At 34.6% G+C, this 21,327-nt stretch carries 15 protein-coding genes; 12 read left to right on the forward strand and 3 right to left on the reverse strand.

Translation table 11 applies throughout. The features are described 5' to 3' along the window. Nucleotides 1-64 precede the first annotated feature (64 nt). The 5 genes from AC4FQ5_RS15375 to metF all read left to right on the forward strand — a co-directional run bounded on the left by AC4FQ5_RS15375 (nt 65) and on the right by metF (nt 7,341). Entirely contained in the window at nt 65-1,237 is a 1,173-nt protein-coding gene (locus AC4FQ5_RS15375; RefSeq protein ID WP_491144699.1) for an O-succinylhomoserine sulfhydrylase, read from the forward strand. Nucleotides 1,238-1,435: 198 nt separating this feature from the next. After that, nucleotides 1,436-2,446, forward strand: a complete 1,011-nt coding sequence (locus tag AC4FQ5_RS15380; RefSeq protein ID WP_491144701.1) for a homocysteine S-methyltransferase family protein — start codon at nt 1,436-1,438, stop codon at nt 2,444-2,446. Between the two features lie 81 nt (nt 2,447-2,527). After that, the gene (locus AC4FQ5_RS15385) at nt 2,528-3,619 is read left to right on the forward strand and encodes a fatty acid desaturase family protein (protein ID WP_491144703.1); all 1,092 of its coding nucleotides are present in this window, start codon (nt 2,528-2,530) and stop codon (nt 3,617-3,619) included. A gap of 7 nt (nt 3,620-3,626) precedes the next feature. Continuing rightward, complete coding sequence (gene metH / locus AC4FQ5_RS15390) at nt 3,627-6,293, forward strand: methionine synthase (RefSeq protein WP_491144705.1); 2,667 nt, start codon at nt 3,627-3,629, stop codon at nt 6,291-6,293. 88 nt (nt 6,294-6,381) lie between these two features. Continuing rightward, nucleotides 6,382-7,341 carry a methylenetetrahydrofolate reductase [NAD(P)H] gene (metF, locus tag AC4FQ5_RS15395; RefSeq protein WP_491144707.1) on the forward strand — a complete coding sequence of 320 codons (960 nt, stop codon included), beginning with the start codon at nt 6,382-6,384 and terminating at the stop codon, nt 7,339-7,341. Nucleotides 7,342-7,430: 89 nt separating this feature from the next. Here the strand turns inward: metF and AC4FQ5_RS15400 are convergent, their stop codons facing one another. Next, nucleotides 7,431-8,585 carry a hypothetical protein gene (locus AC4FQ5_RS15400; protein ID WP_491144709.1) on the reverse strand — a complete coding sequence of 385 codons (1,155 nt, stop codon included), beginning with the start codon at nt 8,583-8,585 and terminating at the stop codon, nt 7,431-7,433. A 100-nt stretch (nt 8,586-8,685) separates the two neighbouring features. Between AC4FQ5_RS15400 and folE the strand changes: the two genes are divergently transcribed. The 7 genes from folE to AC4FQ5_RS15435 all read left to right on the forward strand — a co-directional run bounded on the left by folE (nt 8,686) and on the right by AC4FQ5_RS15435 (nt 17,611). Continuing rightward, complete coding sequence (folE, locus tag AC4FQ5_RS15405; protein ID WP_491144710.1) at nt 8,686-9,354, forward strand: GTP cyclohydrolase I FolE; 669 nt, start codon at nt 8,686-8,688, stop codon at nt 9,352-9,354. A gap of 130 nt (nt 9,355-9,484) precedes the next feature. After that, the gene (gene cysS / locus AC4FQ5_RS15410) at nt 9,485-10,951 is read left to right on the forward strand and encodes a cysteine--tRNA ligase (RefSeq protein WP_491144712.1); all 1,467 of its coding nucleotides are present in this window, start codon (nt 9,485-9,487) and stop codon (nt 10,949-10,951) included. 297 nt (nt 10,952-11,248) lie between these two features. After that, nucleotides 11,249-12,412, forward strand: coding sequence for a T9SS type A sorting domain-containing protein (locus AC4FQ5_RS15415; protein ID WP_491144714.1), 1,164 nt, complete (start codon nt 11,249-11,251; stop codon nt 12,410-12,412). Between the two features lie 127 nt (nt 12,413-12,539). After that, complete coding sequence (locus AC4FQ5_RS15420; protein ID WP_491144716.1) at nt 12,540-15,197, forward strand: 4-alpha-glucanotransferase; 2,658 nt, start codon at nt 12,540-12,542, stop codon at nt 15,195-15,197. Nucleotides 15,198-15,339: 142 nt separating this feature from the next. Further along, nucleotides 15,340-16,320 (forward strand): hypothetical protein, encoded by a 981-nt coding sequence (locus AC4FQ5_RS15425; protein ID WP_491144718.1) that lies wholly within the window; start codon nt 15,340-15,342, stop codon nt 16,318-16,320. 185 nt (nt 16,321-16,505) lie between these two features. Next, nucleotides 16,506-16,970, forward strand: a complete 465-nt coding sequence (locus AC4FQ5_RS15430) for a DUF4890 domain-containing protein (RefSeq protein WP_491144719.1) — start codon at nt 16,506-16,508, stop codon at nt 16,968-16,970. Nucleotides 16,971-17,101: 131 nt separating this feature from the next. Continuing rightward, on the forward strand, nt 17,102-17,611 hold the full coding sequence (locus AC4FQ5_RS15435; RefSeq protein WP_491144721.1) for a ferritin: 510 nt from the start codon (nt 17,102-17,104) through the stop codon (nt 17,609-17,611). 68 nt (nt 17,612-17,679) lie between these two features. On the opposite strand, the gene AC4FQ5_RS15440 is transcribed toward AC4FQ5_RS15435, so the two are convergent. Both AC4FQ5_RS15440 and AC4FQ5_RS15445 read right to left on the reverse strand, forming a co-directional pair. Then, nucleotides 17,680-18,132: a hypothetical protein gene (locus tag AC4FQ5_RS15440; RefSeq protein ID WP_491144723.1), complete on the reverse strand. Its 453-nt coding sequence runs from the start codon at nt 18,130-18,132 to the stop codon at nt 17,680-17,682. Continuing rightward, complete coding sequence (locus AC4FQ5_RS15445) at nt 18,133-21,270, reverse strand: UvrD-helicase domain-containing protein (RefSeq protein ID WP_491144724.1); 3,138 nt, start codon at nt 21,268-21,270, stop codon at nt 18,133-18,135. It lies immediately after the preceding gene. Nucleotides 21,271-21,327 lie beyond the last annotated feature (57 nt).

Below are 21,327 nucleotides of genomic sequence, written 5' to 3' on the forward strand. Positions count from 1 at the left end.
AAGTCCCGAAAGGACGATTTAGCAAAAAATAGGATTACGATCTATCAATCAAAAATTAGATAAAATGGAAAACGAAAATTTTGAAACTCTAGCCATAAGAACGCAAACCGGAAGAACTCAGTTTGACGAACATTCTACGCCTTTGTATCTTACTTCCAGCTTTGTTTTTCAGGATGCTGAAGATATGAGAGCGAGCTTTGCGGAGGAAAAATCTAAAAACCTGTACAGCAGATTTTCAAATCCGAATGTTACAGAATTTACCGATAAAATTGTAAAAATGGAAGGTGCAGAATCCGGTTATGCCTTCGCAACAGGAATGGCGGCAATTTATTCTACGTTTGCAACTTTACTTAATGCCGGAGATCACATTGTGAGCTGTCAGTCGGTTTTCGGATCTACTCATACCTTGTTCACCAAGTATTTCCCGAAATGGAATATTAAAACCACCTATTTCAAAGCCGAAGATGCCGAAAATGTTGAACAATATATTCAACCCAATACGAAAATCTTATATCTGGAAACGCCTACAAACCCGGCAATTGAGATTTTAGATTTAGAATTTTTTGGACAAATCGCTAAAAAGCACAATCTGATATTTGTGGTAGATAATTGTTTTGCAACACCTTACCTGCAGCAACCGATTAAGTATGGTGCAGATATTGTTGTGCATTCTGCAACAAAGTTGATTGACGGGCAGGGCAGAGTTTTAGGCGGAGTAGCGGTTGGTAGAGAAGATTTAATCAAGGAGATTTATCTTTTTGCGAGAAATACAGGACCGGCAATGTCACCCTTTAATGCCTGGGTTTTGTCAAAAAGCCTGGAAACATTGGCAATTCGTGTAGACAGGCATTGCGAAAATGCATTGAAAGTCGCGGAGTTTTTAGAAAACCATCCCAATGTGGAATTGGTGAAATATCCATTCCTGAAATCTCATCCAAGCTACGAAATTGCAAAAAAGCAGATGAAGTTGGGCGGAAATGTTGTGGCTTTCGAGATCAAAGGCGGAATTGAAGGTGGAAGAAAATTTTTAGATAAAATAAAAATGTGTTCATTATCAGCTAATCTTGGAGATACAAGAACGATTGTCACGCATCCCGCATCAACAACACACTCAAAATTAACCGATGAAGAACGGAATGAAGTAGGAATTACAGCAGGTCTGGTTCGTTGTTCGGTAGGTTTAGAAAATGTGGAAGATATTATTAAAGATTTAAAACAGGCATTAGCTGAAGATTAAAATAAAAATTAGGAGCAAGACAAGCAGTTTTCAAAACAAATGTCTCACCCGCTGTCCGCTATATCTTTTCTGTTTTGAGAAAACAAAAAAGGATGCCGCTTCCATCGGGGCTATGTTGAAGATTTGTTCTTCGGTTCAATGAAACAAAAACGCTTTCAGGGTTTCAAATCCTGAAAGCGTTCAAGAAAAAATTATACAATGAAAAATTCAGAACAATTATATAAAGCATTATCCGAAAGAATTTTAATTCTTGACGGAGCCATGGGAACGATGCTTCAGCGATATAAATTTGAAGAAGAAGATTACCGTGGAGAACGTTTCAAAGATTGGGAACACCCAGTAAAAGGAAACAACGATCTGCTTTCTCTTACTCTGCCGGAAGCAATTGAAGAAGTTCACAAAAAATACTTGGAAGCCGGAGCCGATATTTTAGAAACTAATACATTCTCTGGAACAACCATTGCAATGGCAGATTATCACATGGAAGATTTGGTTTACGAATTGAATTATGAGTCTGCAAAAATCGCCAGAAAAGTATGTGACGAGTTCACGGCTAAAAATCCCGAAAAACCAAGATTTGTTGCCGGATCAATCGGTCCTACAAACAGAACGGCAAGTTTAAGTCCGGATGTCAATGATCCTGGCTATCGTGCGATCACTTTTGATGAATTGAGAGCGGCTTACAAACAGCAATCAGAAGCATTGCTGGATGGTGGTTCGGATATTTTACTGGTTGAAACAATTTTCGACACATTGAATGCAAAAGCAGCACTTTTTGCTATAGATGAAATTCAGGAAGAACGAGGAATTGAGATTCCGATCATGGTTTCAGGAACGATTACCGATGCTTCAGGAAGAACATTGAGCGGACAAACTGCAGAGGCTTTCCTGATTTCAGTTTCACATCTCAATTTATTAAGCGTTGGTTTCAATTGCGCTTTAGGAGCGAATCAATTGACTCCTTATCTTGAAACTTTGGCTCATAATTCAGAATTTTATGTTTCGGCTTATCCGAATGCAGGTTTGCCAAATGCTTTCGGGCAGTATGATGAGTCACCTGAATTTATGGCTGAGCAAATCCGGGAATATGTGGAAAAAGGATTAATTAATATTATTGGCGGATGTTGCGGAACAACTCCGGAACACATCAAAGCCATTGCTGATTTAGTAGACAAATATGAACCAAGAAAAATAAAAGAATTGTCATAAATAGATATAATTTGCAGCCGGACTGTGCGGATGGACATGGATTGATATTATTTTTAAAAATAACACGAAAAATTATTAATAATGGAAAAACCAAGTTACAGTAAGAATACTGAAGAAACCAAGTTGTTTAACGAATTAAGAAAAAGGGTGAATAAGCGAATTGAAGAGATACCGGAAGACAGAGATTTTTACATAAAAGTAAAAGCTGTGCTTCTTCCCTTGCTTTATTTCGGGTTCTATTTTTTAGCTATTTTCAATGCTCAAAACCCGGCAGTTTATCTTTTGAGTTTTGTTCTGATGGGGATGATGCTTGTTTTGATTTATTTAAACTTAATCCATGAAGCTGCCCACAACAATATTTTTAAAAGTAAGAAGCTCAATTCTGCTGTGATGAGTATTTTTGATTTGATAGGTGCTAATTCATACATCTGGAAAAAGAGACACATTGCAAGCCATCATGCCTATCCGAATGTTGATGGTTGGGATACAGACATTGAGCAGAGCGGATTGTTATTGATTGTTCCCAATATTAAAGCGAAAGGTGTACAAAAATATCAGCACTGGTTTTTCTTTTTAGTGTATCCTTTGTATTTGTTTAATTGGATGTTTATCAGGGATTTCAGAGATTTTTTTGATCATGAAAGAGTTATTTTAAAAACTCAGGGAAAAATTCCTGTTTCAGAAAAGATTAAGATGATCAGCTTTAAATTGTTTTACTTTTTCTATCAGATTGCAGTCCCGATTCTGTTTTTTAAAGTTTCAGTAGGTCTGGCTTTGGGAGCATGGTTTTTACAGGTAATTGTCGCAAGTGTTTTTGCGCTTTTTGTGCTTCTGCCTTTACATCCGCTTCCTGATAATGCTTTTCCAAGGCTTGATAAAGATAATCATCTTCCGTACAGTTGGCTTCGTCATCAGCTGGAAGTGACTAATGATTTAACCAATAACAACTGGTTTGTAAGAAATGTGCTGGGCAATTTTAATTTTCATGTTGCTCATCATTTGTTTCCAAACTACAGCTATTCGTATTATAATGAAATCACGGAGGAGGTAGAAAAATTTGCTAAAGAGAATAATTTAAATTATAAAAGATTCCCAATATTCACTGCACTTAGTAAGCATGTGGATTTATTGAAAAAAAATGCTTCAAACGCATATTACATTTTAGAAGAATAAAAAATTAATGAAATATTTAAGATTATCAGGTCTCGAACCTTTGATCATAACTCCGGAAAGCAATTTCATCAACGTTGGTGAAAGAACGAATGTTGCCGGATCCAAAAAGTTTTTAAGATTAATAAAAGAAGAAAAATTTTCTGAAGCTTTAGATATTGCCAGAGATCAGGTTGACGGCGGAGCTCAGATCCTTGATGTCAATTTTGATGACGGTCTGATCGATGGAAAAGCTTCCATGATCAAATTCCTCAACCTTATCGGCTCCGAACCGGATATTTCTAAAATTCCGATCATGGTCGATTCTTCCAAATGGGAAATTCTGGAAGCTGGTCTACAGGTGGTTCAGGGAAAATGCGTGGTAAATTCCATCAGTTTAAAAGAGGGAAAAGAAGAGTTTGTAAAACACGCAAAAGCGATTAAAAGATACGGAGCAGCCGTTATTGTAATGGCTTTTGATGAGGTAGGGCAAGCTGATAACTACGAAAGAAGACTTGAAATTACCAAACGTTCTTATGATATCTTGGTCAATGAAGTAAAATTTCCGGCAGAAGATATTATTTTTGATTTAAATATATTTCCGGTTGCAACAGGAATGGAAGAACACCGCCGTAACGCAATCGATTTCATCGAAGCAACGAGATGGGTGCGACAGAATCTTCCGTATGCTTCAGTAAGTGGCGGAGTTTCCAATGTCTCTTTCTCTTTTCGTGGAAATGATACGGTGAGAGAAGCAATGCACTCTGTTTTTCTTTATCACGCCATTCAGGCGGGAATGAATATCGGAATCGTAAATCCTGCCATGCTTGAGGTTTATGATGAAATCAATAAAGAACTTTTAGAACTTGTTGAAGATGTAATCCTTGACAAGAGAGAAGATGCTACAGAACGTCTTTTAGATTATTCTGAACGAAATAAATCGATAAAAAAAGAAAAAGTTGAAGAGCTGGAATGGCGTTCATATCCTCTGCAGGATAGAATTACGCATTCTCTGGTAAAAGGAATCGACCGTTTTATTGAAGAAGATGTAGAAGAAGCACGATTGCAGTCTGAAAGACCACTGCACGTCATCGAAGTCAATCTGATGACTGGAATGGGTGTTGTCGGCGATCTTTTCGGAAGCGGAAAAATGTTTCTTCCACAGGTGGTAAAATCTGCCCGTGTGATGAAAAAAGCAGTGGCTTATTTGCAGCCATTCATTGAAGCTGAAAAAGATCAGACTCAAAAAGCCAACGGAAAAATTTTGATGGCAACCGTAAAAGGAGACGTTCACGATATCGGAAAAAATATTGTGAGCGTTGTTTTGGGTTGTAACAACTATGAAATTGTCGATCTGGGAGTGATGGTTCCTGCTGAAAAAATTATTCAGGCGGCTATTGATCATAACGTGGATGTGATAGGTTTAAGCGGATTGATTACACCAAGTTTAGATGAAATGGTTTACATCGCATCAGAATTAGAACGCCAGAATCTTAATTTTCCCTTATTAATCGGTGGTGCAACCACTTCAAAAGCACATACCGCTGTAAAAATAGATTTAAAATATAAAAATGCAGTTGTTCATGTAAACGATGCTTCCAGAGCTGTGAATGTGGTAAGTTCTCTTTTAGGAGACCGGAATAAAGAATATGTAAGTGATTTGAAGAATGATTATTCAGATTTCCGTGAAAAGTTTTTGAATAGACAGGTTGATAAAAATTATGTTTCGTTAGAAGAAGCTAGAAAAGATAAATTTAAAATTGATTGGGAGAATGAAGAGATTTTTACTCCGAATCAATTGGGAATCCAAGTCTTTGAAAATCAGAATTTGGAAGAACTAGTTCCGTTTATCGACTGGTCTCCGTTTTTCAGAAGTTGGGATCTTCATGGGAAATATCCGAATATTTTTGATGATGAAATTGTTGGTGAGCAGGCAAAAGAATTATTCAAAGACGGTCAGAAAATTTTAAAGAAAATTGTTGATGAGAAATTATTAACTGCTAAAGCAATCTTCGGAATTTTTAAAGCCAACTCAAACGAAACCGATGATATTTTAATTTATGATGAAAATGATCAGGAAAAGGTTAAGTTTTTAACCTTGAGACAACAGGTTCAGAAATCTAAAGGTAAAGAATATTTGGCATTAAGTGATTTTATCGCCCCTCAAAGTTCTGGAAAAGCTGATTATATGGGTGCTTTCTGCGTTTGTACAGGTTTCGGAACTGATGAATTGTCGGATCAATATGAAAAAGACAACGATGATTACAATGCAATCATGGTAAAAGCAATCGCTGACCGTTTTGCAGAAGCCTATGCAGAATTTTTACATAAAAAAGTTCGTACAGAATATTGGGGTTATGCCAATCAGGAAAATTTAAGTAATGAAGATCTTATTGCCGAAAAATACAAAGGAATTCGTCCTGCTCCCGGTTATCCAGCTTGCCCGGATCATTTGGAGAAACACGCAATCTGGGATCTTTTAAAGGTGGAAGAAAAAATTGGAGTCTATCTTACAGAAAGTTTAGCCATGTTTCCAACGGCAGCAGTTTCCGGATATTATTTTGGAAGTCCGCATGCGAAATATTTTGGTTTGGGGAAAATTACAGAAGATCAACTAAAAGAGTATTCCAAAAGAAAAGGAATCTCTTTACAGGAAGCTAGAAAATGGCTGTCACCGAATTTAGCAGACGGAATATAGAATTATTTTAGGATTCAGCGGCGGCAAAGCCGCCGCTGAATCCTAAAATAAAAAATTTTAAAAAAATTAAAAGACTACAAATTAATAAATGAAAATCACAGATCATATAAAAAACGCAAATGGCAAAGCTCTATTTTCCTTAGAAGTTGTTCCGCCTCAAAAGGGAATTGGGATCGAAGATTTATATAAAAATATTGATCCTTTGATGGAATTTAAGCCTCCGTTTATTGATGTTACAACTTCTCGGGAAGAATATATTTACATTGATAAAGGAAACGGTTTGATGGAGCGCCGAATCACAAGAATGCGCCCAGGAACTTTAGGGATATGTGCTGCAATTCAGCATAAATATAATGTTGATACGGTTCCGCATTTGTTGTGTGGAGGATTTACCAAAGAGGAAACCGAATATCTTTTGGTAGACTGTATGTATTTGGGAATTGATAATATTATGGCACTTCGTGGTGATGCGATGAAAGGGCATCAGTATTTCGAAGCAACTCCGGGAGGTCATGCGAGTGCGATGGATTTAGTGAATCAAATCAACAATTTAGGGCGCGGAAAATACCTTCATGACGATGATCAGATCTGTGACGAGCATAATAAATTCTGTATCGGCGTTGCCGGCTATCCCGAAAAACATATGGAAGCACCGTCAATGAATTATGATCTTAAATGGCTCAAACAAAAAGTAGACGCAGGAGCAGATTATATCGTGACTCAGATGTTTTTTGATAATAAAAAGTTCATCGAATTCGTTAAGAAAGCTAGAGAAATGGGAATTACAGTTCCTATTATCCCGGGAATTAAACCGATTGCAACAAAAAAACATTTAAAATTACTTCCCCAGGTTTTCAAAATAGATTTACCTGAAGATTTAATCAATGCTGTTGAAGGTGCCAAAAATAATGAAGCCGTAAAACAGATAGGAATCGAATGGGCAATAAACCAATGCAGAGAATTATTGGATTTTGGAGTTCCTGTTTTACATTTTTACTCAATGGGTAAAAGTGATAATATTAAAAAAGTGGCTGGAGAGCTGTTTTAAATAGTTAGTAAAAGTGAAAAAATAAGGCTTTGGAATTAATATCTGAGGCCTTATTATTTATAATTCAGTTGATAGTGACAATTTAAAAATTAAACAGTTGGATGCCTCTCAAATTCTTTCTCCCGATCAAACAAATACCTATATGTCGCCAATTTTCTAGTCACTTCTGTCTCTAAATGTTTTGCCAGACCCAACATTTTAGGATTAAAGTCACCAATCCATTGCATTTCAAAATCGATGAAGTCGGTGGCAACTCTGAAATGATTGGCAGCTTCTACGATGAGGTAGCCTTCTACACCTTTATTTTGCCATTCAGGTAGAACACCGAAAATTAAACCAACAAATTTCGTATTACGTTTAAAAGTTTTATAATACAGAAATTTCAGTTTTGCCCAAACTCCAAACTTTCCGTTCAGGTATTTAAACCATTGATTGAGATCCGGGATATTGATCCACATTGCAATCGGATTTCCGTTTTCATAGGCAAACCATGCAATATGTTCATTCATTACGGGTTTCATGTTGTTGAAGAGTTTTTTTACATCCTTCAGCGACATCTGTTTTCCACCACCGTGACTTTCCCATGACTTGTTATAGATCGTGTAAAAATCCTCGGCAAACCTATCCATATTAGCTTTAGTTACACGTTTTGAAGAGAAATTTTCGTTTTTAGAATGCTTGGCGTGCATGATATTAAAAATCCTTGAGGTAGGAGCGTGAGCTTTTCTGCTGAAACATAACTGATTGTAATATATTTCAAAACCATAGTTTTCAAAAAGATCTTTATAGTAAGGAAAGTTGTAGTTCATTCCATATAAAGGTTCAGAAAAACCTTCAATCAAAACACCCCAGAATTTATCACGTTCCCCGAAATTGATAGAGCCGTCCATTGCTTCCATTCCTTTTTCCTGAAGCCAGTTTTTGCAATGATTAAAAATGAAATTGGCGGTTTCCTGATCATTAATACAGTCAAAAAAACCTATTCCTCCTGTCGGCTGCTTTTCGATGTACTGTTTGTTGATAAAAACAGCGACTTTTCCGACTGTCTGATTTTTTTTATTTTTAAAAATAAAACGTTTGCATTCACCATTTTCAACGCATTTATTTTTATTACTGTCAAAAACGCTTTCAATATCTTTATCTAAAGGGCGGATATACGCTTTGTCGTTTTTGTAAAGTCTGGCAGGAAACTCCAGAAATTCTTTCTTTTGCGCATTATTCAGTACTTCTTCAACGATGATCATAATTATTTCAGACTAATGATGTGAAAGGTAATTCAAATTTGAGCTAAATTAAAATATAGAAATTAATTTTATCCGTATTTTTGTTGCAAAATAAATAAAAATGGTTGATTTTACCGATAACGATGATGATATTTTCACAGGAAAAGAGCATACGCCGATCCGTGAAGATGCTTTTGAGAAATCGCCACAGGAAAAAATAGAAAAAATAACAAAACTTTTTGGAGAGATCATGGAAACTCTTGGTCTAGATATGACAGATGATTCATTGAAAGATTCTCCAAAACGTGTTGCGAAAATGTATGTAAACGAAATTTTCGGGGGGCTTCTTCCTGAAAACAAACCCGGAATTTCCACCTTTTCAAATAAATATAAATACCGACAAATGTTGGTAGAAAAAGATATTACAGTATATTCGTTCTGTGAACACCATTTTTTACCGATTATAGGGAGAGCGCATGTTGCTTATATTTCAAACGGTGATGTGATCGGACTTTCAAAAATCAACAGAATTGTAGATTATTACGCAAAAAGACCACAGGTTCAGGAAAGATTAACGATGCAGATTGTTGACGCACTGAAAGATGCATTAGGTACACAAAATGTTGCCTGTATCATTGATGCAAAACATCTTTGCGTAAATTGCAGAGGGATTAAAGACACGGCAAGTTCTACGATTACAGCAGAATTAAGCGGAATTTTCAGAACCAATCCTATCACAAGACAAGAATTCCTTCACTATGTAGGAAGTCACGCAAAACTCGATTATTAAAAATTTAGAAATGATAAAATTTAAAAAAGTTTCAGATAAAATTTTTGTAATGACAATTATTTGTTGTGGCAGAATTTGCTTAGCTAATTTTTAATCTTTTAATCATTCAATCTTTAATTAAAAAAAATCAATGCAACTAAAAATATACAATTCGCTCACAGCGGAAAAAGAAATATTCAATCCAATTTTAGAAGGAAACGTCGGGATGTACGTTTGTGGACCTACCGTTTACAGCAATGTGCATTTAGGAAATGTGCGTACCTTCCTTTCTTTCGATTTTATCTACAGAAGCTTAATGCATTTGGGTTATAAAGTAAGATATGTAAGAAATATCACCGATGCAGGTCACCTTACCGATGATGGAGATGTAAACAATGACCGTTTTGTAAAACAAACGCGTCTCGAAAAATTGGAACCCATGGAAATTGTACAGAAATATACAGTTGATTTTCATAAAGTTTTGGAAATGTTTAATTTACTTCCTCCTAATATCGAACCTACAGCAACCGGACATATTGTTGAGCAGATCGAATTAACTCAAAAACTAATCGAAAAAGGTTTTGCCTATGAAAGCAACGGTTCGGTTTATTTTGACGTTTTGGAATACAACAAAAGGGGTCTTAATTACGGTGAGCTTTCAAAACGTAATATCGAAGAACTTTTTGCCAATACAAGAGATCTTGACGGACAAGGCGAAAAGAAAAACCCACAAGATTTTGCATTGTGGAAAAAGGCTTCTCCGGCTCATATTATGCGTTGGAATTCTCCGTGGGGAGAGGGTTTTCCTGGATGGCATCTTGAATGTACAGCCATGAGTACAAAATATTTAGGAGATCAATTCGACATTCACGGAGGCGGAATGGATTTAAAATTCCCACACCACGAATGTGAGATCGCACAGGGGAAAGCCTGCAATGATGTTGAACCGGTTAATTACTGGATGCACGCAAATATGTTGACCATGAATTCTCAGCGGATGAGCAAGTCAACCGGAAATTATATCTTACCTAAACAATTGGTTTCCGGTGAAAATGATTTTTTTGAAAAACCTTTTCATCCTACAATCGTGCGTTTTTGCTTTTTGCAGGCACATTACAGAAGTGTTTTGGATATTTCTAACGATGCGATGTTGGCTAGTGAAAAAGGATTCACAAGATTAATGGAAGCTGTGAAAGTTTTAAACTCAATCATTCCAAATGATGAGAAAGAATCTGGTTTTAATCTTAAAGAATGGAAAACCAAAGCATATGATGTGTTGACGGATGATTTTAATTCTCCTGTTTTGATTGCGCATTTATTTGAAGCAGTGAAATTTATTTTTGCTTTAAAAGATGAAAAGGAAACGGTTTCAACAGAAGATTTAGAAGATTTAAAATCAACTTTGAATGCTTTTATATTCGATGTTTTGGGACTTCAAGCGATTGAAGAAAACAATAATGAAAAATTAGATCAGACTCTTCAGGTTTTGATTGAATTGAGAAATCAAGCAAGAAAATCTAAAAACTTTGATCTTTCAGACCAGATCAGAGACAAGCTTTTAGCCGAAGGAATTGAATTAAAAGACGGAAGAGATGGTACTTCTTATGTTTTAAATTAATTTTAAAAAATTATATAATGAAACTCTCACTTTTACGGTGGGAGTTTTTTTATGCATTTAAAGTTATTATTATTTGAATTAAAAGTTAAGTTTGTCATTCCGGAGGAATCTAGGCAATTTTCTAGAATTGATAGAATAGGAAAATCCGTGTCTAGATGCCTTCGGAATTGCGAACATAGTTAATAAGCAAATACAAGAGTAAGTAATATTTTATTCCAACATAGAAATTTTTGTTTTACCAATCTAAAAATTTCTTAACTTAGTAAGACTAAAACAATTACATTAAAATTTTATAATATGAAAAAACATTTATTCCCTATTATTCTGTTATTACTTGGAAATACCATCAATGCACAGCAGGATTTTTATGCTCTTGCAGGAAAAGATTCTCCAAGAATTGAGTTTAGTGATTTTCGTGCAATGAATGCAGACGGAACTTCCGGTCAAAGTATTTTCGGGGCATCCTCTGAAGCAAAAGTAATTTCACAATCAAGAAAAGCTGCGGTAACGGAAGATAAAACTTCTTACAATCATGCGCAGGCTATGACTTTAGCAGCTTTGGCATATGATGCTTCGGGTGATAATTTGGTGTATATGCCGATGTTTTCGCCAAACATCTATGTTTTAAACCAAAAAACAAAAGAAATAACTTTAGTTGAAAATACGGTTGCACGAGTGACATCATGTGATATTAATTCTCATATCACGAGAATGACAACTGGTTATGATGGAAATATTTATGCTATCAATAATTCAGGAACACAATTTATTCAGATCAGTAAAAACAATAATCAGTTTTCTGTAAGCGATCTCGGAATTATCAAGGATGATGCAGCAAATGGAAACAATTCTTTCACGGCCATAGAAAGTGGTTTTGGAGGAGATATGATTGCAGATGCAGAAAATAATTTTTATGTTTTTGCAACTTCTGGTAATGTTTTTAAAGTTTCAACAAAAGACTTAAAAGCAAAATTTATAGGGAAAATTTTAGGACTACCTGAAAATTATTCAGTGAACGGTGCAGCAGTAAATTCTAAAGGTAAGGTTGTGATCGCAAGCGCAAAAGGTGCTGCAATGTACGAACTGAGCCTTGAAAATTTAGAAGCAAAACAGCTTTCAGAAAACAGCAATCTCCATATTTATGACTTGGCGAGCAAATATTTTGTGAATGACAGAAAATCATCTGCCAATGTTTTTGCTAATCTTGATGTGTATCCTACAAAGGTTGATGAAGGCTTTATCTATGTGAATATTAATGATAAGAATATAAAAGGCAATCTTAAACTAAATATTTTTGATGTTTCCGGAAAATCCATTATGACTCAAAGATTGTCTGTAAAAGACGGAGTTTTGAATCAGCAGATTTATCTTAAAAATTTTGTGACAGGCTCTTATATTGCTAATATTACGGACGAATATGGAAAAACATTGCTGAATAAAAAAATTCTGGTAACAGAATAATTTAGATTTTTTCTCTGATTAAAAGAACCTTTTTTCAAATTTGAGAAAAGGTTTTTTTAATGAATATTGACATTGCAACCGTTTGTTTTTCAATTTTAAAACCTTATTTTTATCAAAAAATATATAGATGAAATTATATTTTAATGTTGGCTATCATACAAAGCCTGGTGAAAATCTGCGGTTGGTCATTGATGAAAATGAAAATAGTTCAAAAATCCACACCATGTTTTATACAGACGATGGATATTGGAAATGTGAAGTTGATTATTTTTCAAAATCAATTTCTTACAGATATCAGCTTGTAGATGACAAAAATTCGGTTCTAAGAGAAGAATTTGTTTTTCATGATCTTAATTTCCCGCATAATTACAAAGAGTTCTTAATTTTTGATGAGTGGAATAATAAAAATTTCCCTGAAAATTATCTTAATAATAAAGTTCTTTACAACAATCTCAATCAGTTTGTCCCCCAAAAGCTGACCGTTCTTAAAAAACATTCTCATTTATTCAGAATTGAAGCTCCGGTATACAATCCCGATTGGGAAATTGTAATTTTTGGAAATGCAGCTTCGTTGGGAAACTGGGATTACGAAAAAGTAGTTCATTTATCTCAGACCGATTTTGGGGTTTGGGAAACTTCAGTTGAGATTTCTGAAAATCATTTGATTCAGTACAAATATGCAATCTTTGATAAAGTACAGGGCAAAGTAATTGATGTTGAAACTGGTGAAAACAGATATACGCTTCCAAATCTCCAGAAAGATGTTCTTCAGGTTTCTGCCGATCATTATTTCAAATTCAGATCTTACCAAATGTATCATGCAGCGGGTGTTGCAGTTCCTGTTTTCTCTTTACGGAGTGAAAATGGTTTTGGAGTAGGTGAATTTTCTGATCTTAAAAAACTGGCAGAATGGGCAAGAGAAACTTCTTTGGGAATCATTCAGATTTTGCCTATTAATGACACAACCGCAAATTATTCGTGGACAGATTCTTATCCTTATGCAGCAGTTTCTGTTTATGCTTTGCACCCGCAATATATCTCTTTAGAAAATTTAGATTATGCTTTGCCTAAAGAATTAGTTGAAGAGTATAAAGGCGAAAAATCAGCATTGAACGCGTTAGAACTAATAGATTATGAGAAGATGATTTCCGGAAAATGGAAATATCTGAAAGCTGTTTTTACTGCCGGAAAAGATAAAATTTACAAAGACCGAAACTTTAAGAAATTCATTAAAGATAATGAATCCTGGCTTCTTCCGTATTGTGCGTTCTGTGTGTTGAGAGATAAATATAAAACTCCCAACTTTAATGACTGGAAGACGCATAAAAAATATATCGCCGGAAAAATATTACCTTTCTTTTCTGTAAAAAGTAAAGATTATGATGCTTCAATGCTTCATGCGTGGGTTCAGTTTCAACTACATAAGCAACTGAAAAATTCTGTAGACTATATTCATAGTTTAGGAGTTTCTTTAAAAGGAGATCTGCCAATTGGCATTTACAGACATTCTGTTGAAGCATGGACGGAACCGGAATTATTCGGAATGGATTTTCAGGCAGGAGCACCACCGGATCAGTTTACAGAATTGGGGCAAAACTGGGAATTCCCGACCTACAATTGGGAAGCCATGAAAGCTGATGATTACCAATGGTGGAAAAACAGATTCAAAGCATTGGAACAATATTTTGATGCAATGAGAATTGATCATATTTTAGGTTTTTTCAGAATCTGGAGAATGCCGGTTTCTGCAACTCAGGGTATTTTAGGATATTTTTATCCTGCGGTTCCGGTTGTTTTGGAAGAATTTAAGGCAAGACATATTCCTTTTAACCATGACAGATACTGCAAACCGTTTATTAATGATCAGATTCTTTGGAATTACTTCAATGAAGACAGCAGCAAAGCTTTAGACTTTATTCACAATAATGAAAATGGAACGTACAGTTTCAAAGAAGAATTTGATTCTCAAAGAAAACTTGCAGATCATTTTAAGAAAAAACCATTAGGAAATGCAAGAGTTGAAGAACAATTGATTTCACTCTGCGCCAACGTTTTATTTTTGTCGGAAGAAAGAGACGGACAGACTGTTTATCATCCGAGATTCAATGCTTTCAAAACAGAATCTTACAAATATCTTTCTGACTGGGAGAAAAGAGCAATCTACGAATTGTATCACGATTATTTCTTCAAGAGACAGGATTATCTGTGGCGTGAGAAAGCGATGGAAAAACTTCCTGTTATTTTAAATGCAACAAAAATGCTGATCTGTGGTGAAGATTTAGGAATGGTTCCTGATTGTGTTCCTGATGTAATGAATGAATTGGCAATTATTGCATTGAAAGTTCAGAGAATGCCTTCAGAACAGATTCTTTTCTACAATCCTAAAAATGCCGGATATATGAATGTAGTCACTGCATCTTCACATGACAGTTCTACATTGCGACAGTGGTGGAAAGAAGATCCGCAGCTTACACAGCAGTATTTTAACCAGCAGTTGATGCAATACGGAAAAGTTTCCGATCAGCTGGAGCCTCATTTGGCTGAAATCATTATGAAGCAGCATCTTTATAATGACGCAATGCTGGCTGTTTTTCCACTTCAGGAATTTTTGGCAACTGACGAAAAACTGACAAATCCGGCGATAGATAATGAAAGGATTAATAATCCTGCAGTGTTTCCGCACTATTGGCGGTACAGAATGCATTTAAATATTGAAAATTTAAAGGAAAATACATCATTTAATCAAAAAATTTCAAGTTGGATCAAAGATAGTGGTCGATCTTAATGAAAATAATTATATTGATTATCAGTTAATTAAAAAATATTACGAAAGAAGTTTTACCTTGAGGTTTAACTTCTTTTTTTTCTTTACATCAAAAAGACAAGAATGAGAGTTCTGAACATTTAACCAATTAATGCTTATAGAAATGAAAAAAATACTTTTGGGATTTGCTTTGACTTTGTCGACTTTGTCGTTTGCTCAGCAATATCCAAACAACGGATACAATGATGGCTACGGAGATAATGATGGCTATTATTCTGATCAGGACGATCAAAATTATTTCCCGGACGATTATTATTACAATTATCCACAGGATTATTACCCGCAGGATTATTACCAGAGCTATTATAATGATTATAGGAATAGTATCGTTAATATCAACTGGAATGTATTCTTTCAGCAAAACAGACTCAACCGTTGGCAAATCGACCAGATTTTATATCTGAATAATCTGTACTCAAGTTTTTCTGCATGGAATAACTTTTACAGATACAACCCAGACAGATGGTATTATGACAGATTCTATGCAATTGAAAGAATTTTAGGGCCAAGAGTATTTGTAGTTTTTCAAAATAATTACTACCGCAGACAAAGTCCGGTTGTTTATTTTCAGAATTACAGAAGAACATATTACACGTCAAGATTTAGGGTAATGCCTCGTTACAGAAATGTGAATATTAATATTTACAGAGTTGACAGAAACAGTTTCAGGAGAAATGATAATCCTACATTAAGCGTGGTAAGAAATTCAGGATTCAGAAACGGAAATAATAATAATTCCGGTGGATTCAGGAATCAGAATAATGCTGTAAGAGGAAATAATGGAAACAGCGGAGGATTCAGAAACGACAGTGGAGTAAGAAGCGATAATGGAAATAATGGAGTGAGAGGAAATGATCATGGAGGCGGATTCCGAAATAATACCAGAACACCTGAAACTGGCGGAGGCAGAATTGCTACTCCGAGAACTGAAAATAATGGAACAAGAGGAAATGGTGGTTTCAGATCTCAGCAAAGAAGTGAAAGTGCAGGTCCGAGAATCCAAAACAGTACTCCGAGACAACAGAATAACAGAAATGAAGGAAGAAGTTCCGGAGGATTTAGAAACAGTTTAGTGAAAAATTAATAGTTATTTTCATATATTATATTTGAGTGGTGTGGAGATCGGGTGTTATTGCCTGATCTCTTTTTATTTTTAATAATTATTAAAATATTAATATAAAAATTTAACAATATTTGTGAATTTGTTATTTAACTTTCATTAAAAATGCATATCAAACAGATATAACAAACCAATTAATTTAAAACAAAATGAAAAAATTAGTACTGGCAATAGCATTTATCGGAATGGGAAGTTTTGCAATGGCTCAACAAGTTCCGCAAGATAAAAAAGTGAACAGGGAAGAAATGAAGCAAAAGATGCAGCAAAAAGAACAGGAAAGAATGGCTGAAATGCAGAAAGAGCTGAATCTTAACCAAAGTCAGATAGCGCAGATTAAAGATCTTCATGAAAAAAGGAAATCGGAAATGAAGCATGACTTTGAAAAAAACAAAGAACAAAGACAGGCTAAAATGAAAGAAATGAAGGCAAAAAGACAGCAGATGGATGATGATATGAAGAAGATTCTTTCGCCGGAGCAATACGATAAATGGCAAGCCGGAAGAAAAGCAAAAATGGAGCAGAGAAGAGCGATGATGAAAGAAAAAGGAATAAGAGGAGAAGGGAAAATGAGACATGGTGGTTTCAAACCTGCTCCTCAATCCCAAGTAAACTGATGGTTTATAATTTTGATTTTTTAATGTTATTAGGGTAGAAGCAATTCTGCCCTTTTTATATTAAATCTAAATATTGCCAAAACTTTTCGTTTACCCTTTTAATATGTATTTTTGAATATAAATTTTTTATTATGGTTAGCGAAAAAATTGCACAGTTAATTAACGAACAAATAGCTCACGAGCAATATGCTGCTCAATATTATCTTTCTATGTCTGCATGGTTTTCTGCAAAAGATCTTGATGGAATTGCCAATTATTTCAGAGTTCAGAGCAAAGAAGAATTGATGCACGCAGATAAAATGTTTGACTATCTGAATGACGTAGGTGGTGAGATCATCATCGGTGAAATCGCAAAACCGCCACACGTTTTCGAAAATGCAGTTGATATTTTTGAGAAAGCTCTTGAACACGAGAAGAAAGTGACAAAAAGTATTTTTAACATCGTAAAAAATGCAAACGACGAAGGTGATTTTGCAACAACTTCATTTTTACAGTGGTTCATCAACGAGCAGGTAGAAGAGGAAGCGAGCGCCTCACAGTACGTAACTAAAATCAAAATGGTTTGTGATAATCCGTCTGCATTGTATCTTTTTGACCAGGAATTGGCAACGAGAGTTTTTGTTCCGGATACGAAAGCTTAATTTTTTTGAATGGGATATAATTTCGGCGGCACCAAAGGTGCCGCCGAAACTTTTGTATAAGATAAAAACTAAAAATAATTTTCCCAAAACCAACTACTAGATGGAATATCATTTAGTTTCTTTTGGATGTTCTTATCATTTCTAATTAAATTTTTCAATTGTTTCTCACTTAAATTTCCCAAAATAGGAATCGATGCATACAGCCTATTTATATAAACATCATTTTTTAAGTATAGTACTAAAAAAGTTTTCCCTTTATGAGTTTCTGCTTCTTTTAAAACTAAGTTTCCTATATCGCATTTAGATTTATAGAGGTTTTCTTTAACTTTAAATATATAGACAAAATTAAATCCTGTTCCTCTTCCATAACCTTCAATTTTCTCAACTTTTCCAATGGCATATTCTGCTTCTGATCTATATAATCTTTTATATTTGTTTATAAAATAATAATCAGAGAGTACAAGACTAATTATTAAAATTATCCAAAAATAAACGTGATATCTCCTTATATAATTAATCATCTACAAATAAATCAACTGCGTTTTCAAAACCTTCATTCCCAAACTTTCCAGCACAATTTTGTAGGTTTCAATCTGTTTTTCGTTCTTTTCAGATTCCTGTCCGGTTTTAAAATCTACAATAATGTAGCCTTCAATACTTTTCAAAATACGGTCGGGTCTGTAAATCTTACTGATTCCTCTTTCGGAAATCATGATGTCTTTTTCATTAATTACTTCCCATTTTTCGTCAAAAAATTCAGAATGTTTATTGATGATCTCTTGTAAACTCTTGTAAATTTCTTCCTTTTCATCTAAAGTGATCTGCCCTTCCAAAACATAGCTTTCCAGGACTTTGTGAATATCTTTTTCAGTATTTATTTTTGAAAGCAACTCATGTACGAAAATTCCGGTTCGTACCTTTTTATTTCGCTCCTGGTACGTTTTTGAAGGCGTTGCTATTTTTATCGAAGTGCTTTTTTCGTGCTTGTTATTCAGATTCTGAATGTCTTTCGTTTTGTAAGATGAGCTTTTATGTTTGCTGTGTTTCTTCAGCATTTCAGGATATGTTTCGTACAGATCAAATTCATCAAGCTCCTGAGTGTTTTTCGACTGAATAAATTCTAAAATCTCAAGGTTATTGGATGTTTTATTGGCTTTTTGGAGATAAAAGAAGAGCTGTTCTACAGGTCTGGTCGTTGCTACATATTGCAGGCAAAGTCGGTCCACGAAGTTTTTGTAAGAATTGATTTTATTAAATTTTTCAATCTCCGGATCGTAGGCTTCAAGACTTTTATTAAACTGATTGATGTTCACTGATTTTAAAGCTTCATCGCCGTCTGTATCAAACCAATTGTTAAACTGACTGTCAGAATTTTTATTTTCCAACGGAATAAATACAATAGGAAATTCAAGTCCTTTTGCTTTATGAATTGTCATGATCTGAATGGCATCAATATTTTCCGAAGCCTGAATGGTGTGCTTAGAAGCTTCTTCGTCCCAATACTTTAGAAATTCCTTCGTACTTGCACCTGCATTTTGGGTGAAATTGAAAAGCATTTCCAGGAAATTTAAAAGAAAATCGGTTTCTTTGTTTTCGACGGCGAATTCGTTGATGTAATATTCAACGAAATTGTAGAGATTAAATTTTGGGAAATTATCCTGTTTTAGTTTTAAACCATATTTATTTTGAATAAATTCTAAAATTTCTTCGTGTGAGGCAATCGCCAGAATTTCTTTTATGTCTAAGCTAAAATCGGTCATCGTAATTCTACCCAAACGGTTCAGGTAAAACATCAGCATAATCAGATGAGGTTTGTTCTTCGGATTGGTTTCCCACCTTAAAAAATGAATCACAGCCTGTAAAGTATTAGACAATTCTAAAGTCAGACCTTTATCGGAAATGGTTTTAATATTGGTAGATTCACCTTTATAATTGACTTTCAGATTCCCTAATTTCTGGGAATAACTGAAAATATCAAAGTTCCCACGACACAAAATTGTGATGTCAGAAAATCTGAATCCGTTATCAAGGCATTCCTGAATGTCTTTTTGCATTCTGTCGGAAACATCATTGTAAAAATCTTCTTTCGTGAGATTTTCAATAAGATTTACTTTTACTCTGCCATCAATCTTAGATTTTGAATTTTGCTCAGCATCAATTCCAAAAATATTCTTATGCTCTTCTTCTAAATCATTTGAATGAAATTGATACAGCTCATTATTAAACTGGACTATGTTTTTTGCACTTCGCCAATTGTCTTTCAGAACTAACAATTCAGCTTCTTTGGGTGAAATTTCTTTTTTGTTGATAATATCAAGCATCAGTTTGCTCTCACCACCACGGAATCTGTAGATACTCTGTTTCGGATCGCCTACCAAAGTGAAAGAAGTATTGTCCGTAGAAACACTGTGATCTCTCAGCGGAACAAAATTCTGCCATTGCAGCTCTGAAGTGTCCTGAAATTCATCAAAGAAATAATGCTGAAACTGAGAACCCACTTTTTCATAAATAAAAGCAGAAGGTTCGTTTTTCAAATTTTCGTTGATCAGAATATTGAATTTTGAAAGTAAAACCAAATCGTTTTCTTCTTCAATTTTTTTTAACTCATCCTGAATGTCTTTGTTAACTTTTAGCGGAAGCAACGCAGAAAGAATTTTTTCCTTTTTTTGAGTTTCAATAAATAAGAGAATTAACTGCATTCTGTTCGCCAAAAGTTGGTCGAGAATTTCAAAAATCTCAGTTTCTTTATGTTTAGACTTTGCTGCAGCTCCTTTTTGGATATTATTTAATGCACTTTCTTCATTAGTCGGAAACGGAAATCCCGGTCTTTTTTTGTTGTAGAAATCCAAAATCTTCGTGAAAAATCCACCAATCCCATTTTTTCCCTGAGAGAAATCTTCAACATCAATATTTCTTGATTTGAAAAGCTCAATTGATTGTTCTGCAATTTCTACAGAACGTTTTTTGTTGGAAACAATTTCTTTACGAAGCGTATTTTTGATGTCTTCATATTTGCTGTCGTCAAAACTTTTATTGTTTTTAAGATGCTCGTAATGAATGTCTTTTACAAATTCTTTTGCAGAATCGTAAAGGTTTTTATTTAAATTAATTCTTTCATTATTATCAAGACTATAATCTACATAATCCATAAATGAATTGGAAATGCTGTCATTTTCACCAATCTGATCCAACATTTTATCAACGGCTTCAATTAAAAATGGTTCAGCATCAATTTCAAGATTGAAATTTTTAGCTAAACCCAGCTCATAAGAAAAACTTCTTACCAATCTTGAATTAAAACGGTCAATTGTCCCAATGTTTAAGGTAGAGTAGTTGTGAAGAACATAATCCAATAATTTTTTGGATCTGAAATGAAGTTCGTCAATCGTGATTTTTAAGCCTTCATTTTCAAATGCAGTCTGAATATTTTTTAAATCGGCATTTTCAGCATAATTTTCAGCGGTAAAATTTCCCAGCCAAGACAAAATTCTTTCTTTCATTTCATTCGCCGCTTTGTTGGTAAATGTCAATGCCAGAATATTACGGATCGAATGTTGTTGATAAGGATGTCGTAAACAGATCATCAGAAGCCTCTGAACGAGCGCATACGTTTTTCCGGAACCGGCTGAAGCGTTGATGACTGTGTAAGAATTCTGCATGATGAGGAAAAAGAATTGGGACTGCAATTTAATTAAAATTTAATTGGAATTTTAACA

The organism is Chryseobacterium sp. DT-167 (assembly GCF_058310155.1).

Bases quoted from the DNA above. Each gene is read 5' to 3' on its own strand.
- folE (WP_491144710.1), top strand. From the start codon at position 8,686: ATGGTTGATTTTACCGATAACGATGATGATATTTTCACAGGAAAAGAG.
- AC4FQ5_RS15415 (WP_491144714.1), top strand. From the start codon at position 11,249: ATGAAAAAACATTTATTCCCTATTATTCTGTTATTACTTGGAAATACC.
- AC4FQ5_RS15425 (WP_491144718.1), top strand. From the start codon at position 15,340: ATGAAAAAAATACTTTTGGGATTTGCTTTGACTTTGTCGACTTTGTCG.
- AC4FQ5_RS15430 (WP_491144719.1), top strand. From the start codon at position 16,506: ATGAAAAAATTAGTACTGGCAATAGCATTTATCGGAATGGGAAGTTTT.
- metH (WP_491144705.1), top strand. From the start codon at position 3,627: ATGAAATATTTAAGATTATCAGGTCTCGAACCTTTGATCATAACTCCG.
- AC4FQ5_RS15380 (WP_491144701.1), top strand. From the start codon at position 1,436: ATGAAAAATTCAGAACAATTATATAAAGCATTATCCGAAAGAATTTTA.
- AC4FQ5_RS15385 (WP_491144703.1), top strand. From the start codon at position 2,528: ATGGAAAAACCAAGTTACAGTAAGAATACTGAAGAAACCAAGTTGTTT.
- AC4FQ5_RS15435 (WP_491144721.1), top strand. From the start codon at position 17,102: ATGGTTAGCGAAAAAATTGCACAGTTAATTAACGAACAAATAGCTCAC.
- cysS (WP_491144712.1), top strand. From the start codon at position 9,485: ATGCAACTAAAAATATACAATTCGCTCACAGCGGAAAAAGAAATATTC.
- AC4FQ5_RS15420 (WP_491144716.1), top strand. From the start codon at position 12,540: ATGAAATTATATTTTAATGTTGGCTATCATACAAAGCCTGGTGAAAAT.
- AC4FQ5_RS15440 (WP_491144723.1), bottom strand. From the start codon at position 18,132: ATGATTAATTATATAAGGAGATATCACGTTTATTTTTGGATAATTTTA.
- AC4FQ5_RS15445 (WP_491144724.1), bottom strand. From the start codon at position 21,270: ATGCAGAATTCTTACACAGTCATCAACGCTTCAGCCGGTTCCGGAAAA.
- AC4FQ5_RS15400 (WP_491144709.1), bottom strand. From the start codon at position 8,585: ATGATCATCGTTGAAGAAGTACTGAATAATGCGCAAAAGAAAGAATTT.
- metF (WP_491144707.1), top strand. From the start codon at position 6,382: ATGAAAATCACAGATCATATAAAAAACGCAAATGGCAAAGCTCTATTT.
- AC4FQ5_RS15375 (WP_491144699.1), top strand. From the start codon at position 65: ATGGAAAACGAAAATTTTGAAACTCTAGCCATAAGAACGCAAACCGGA.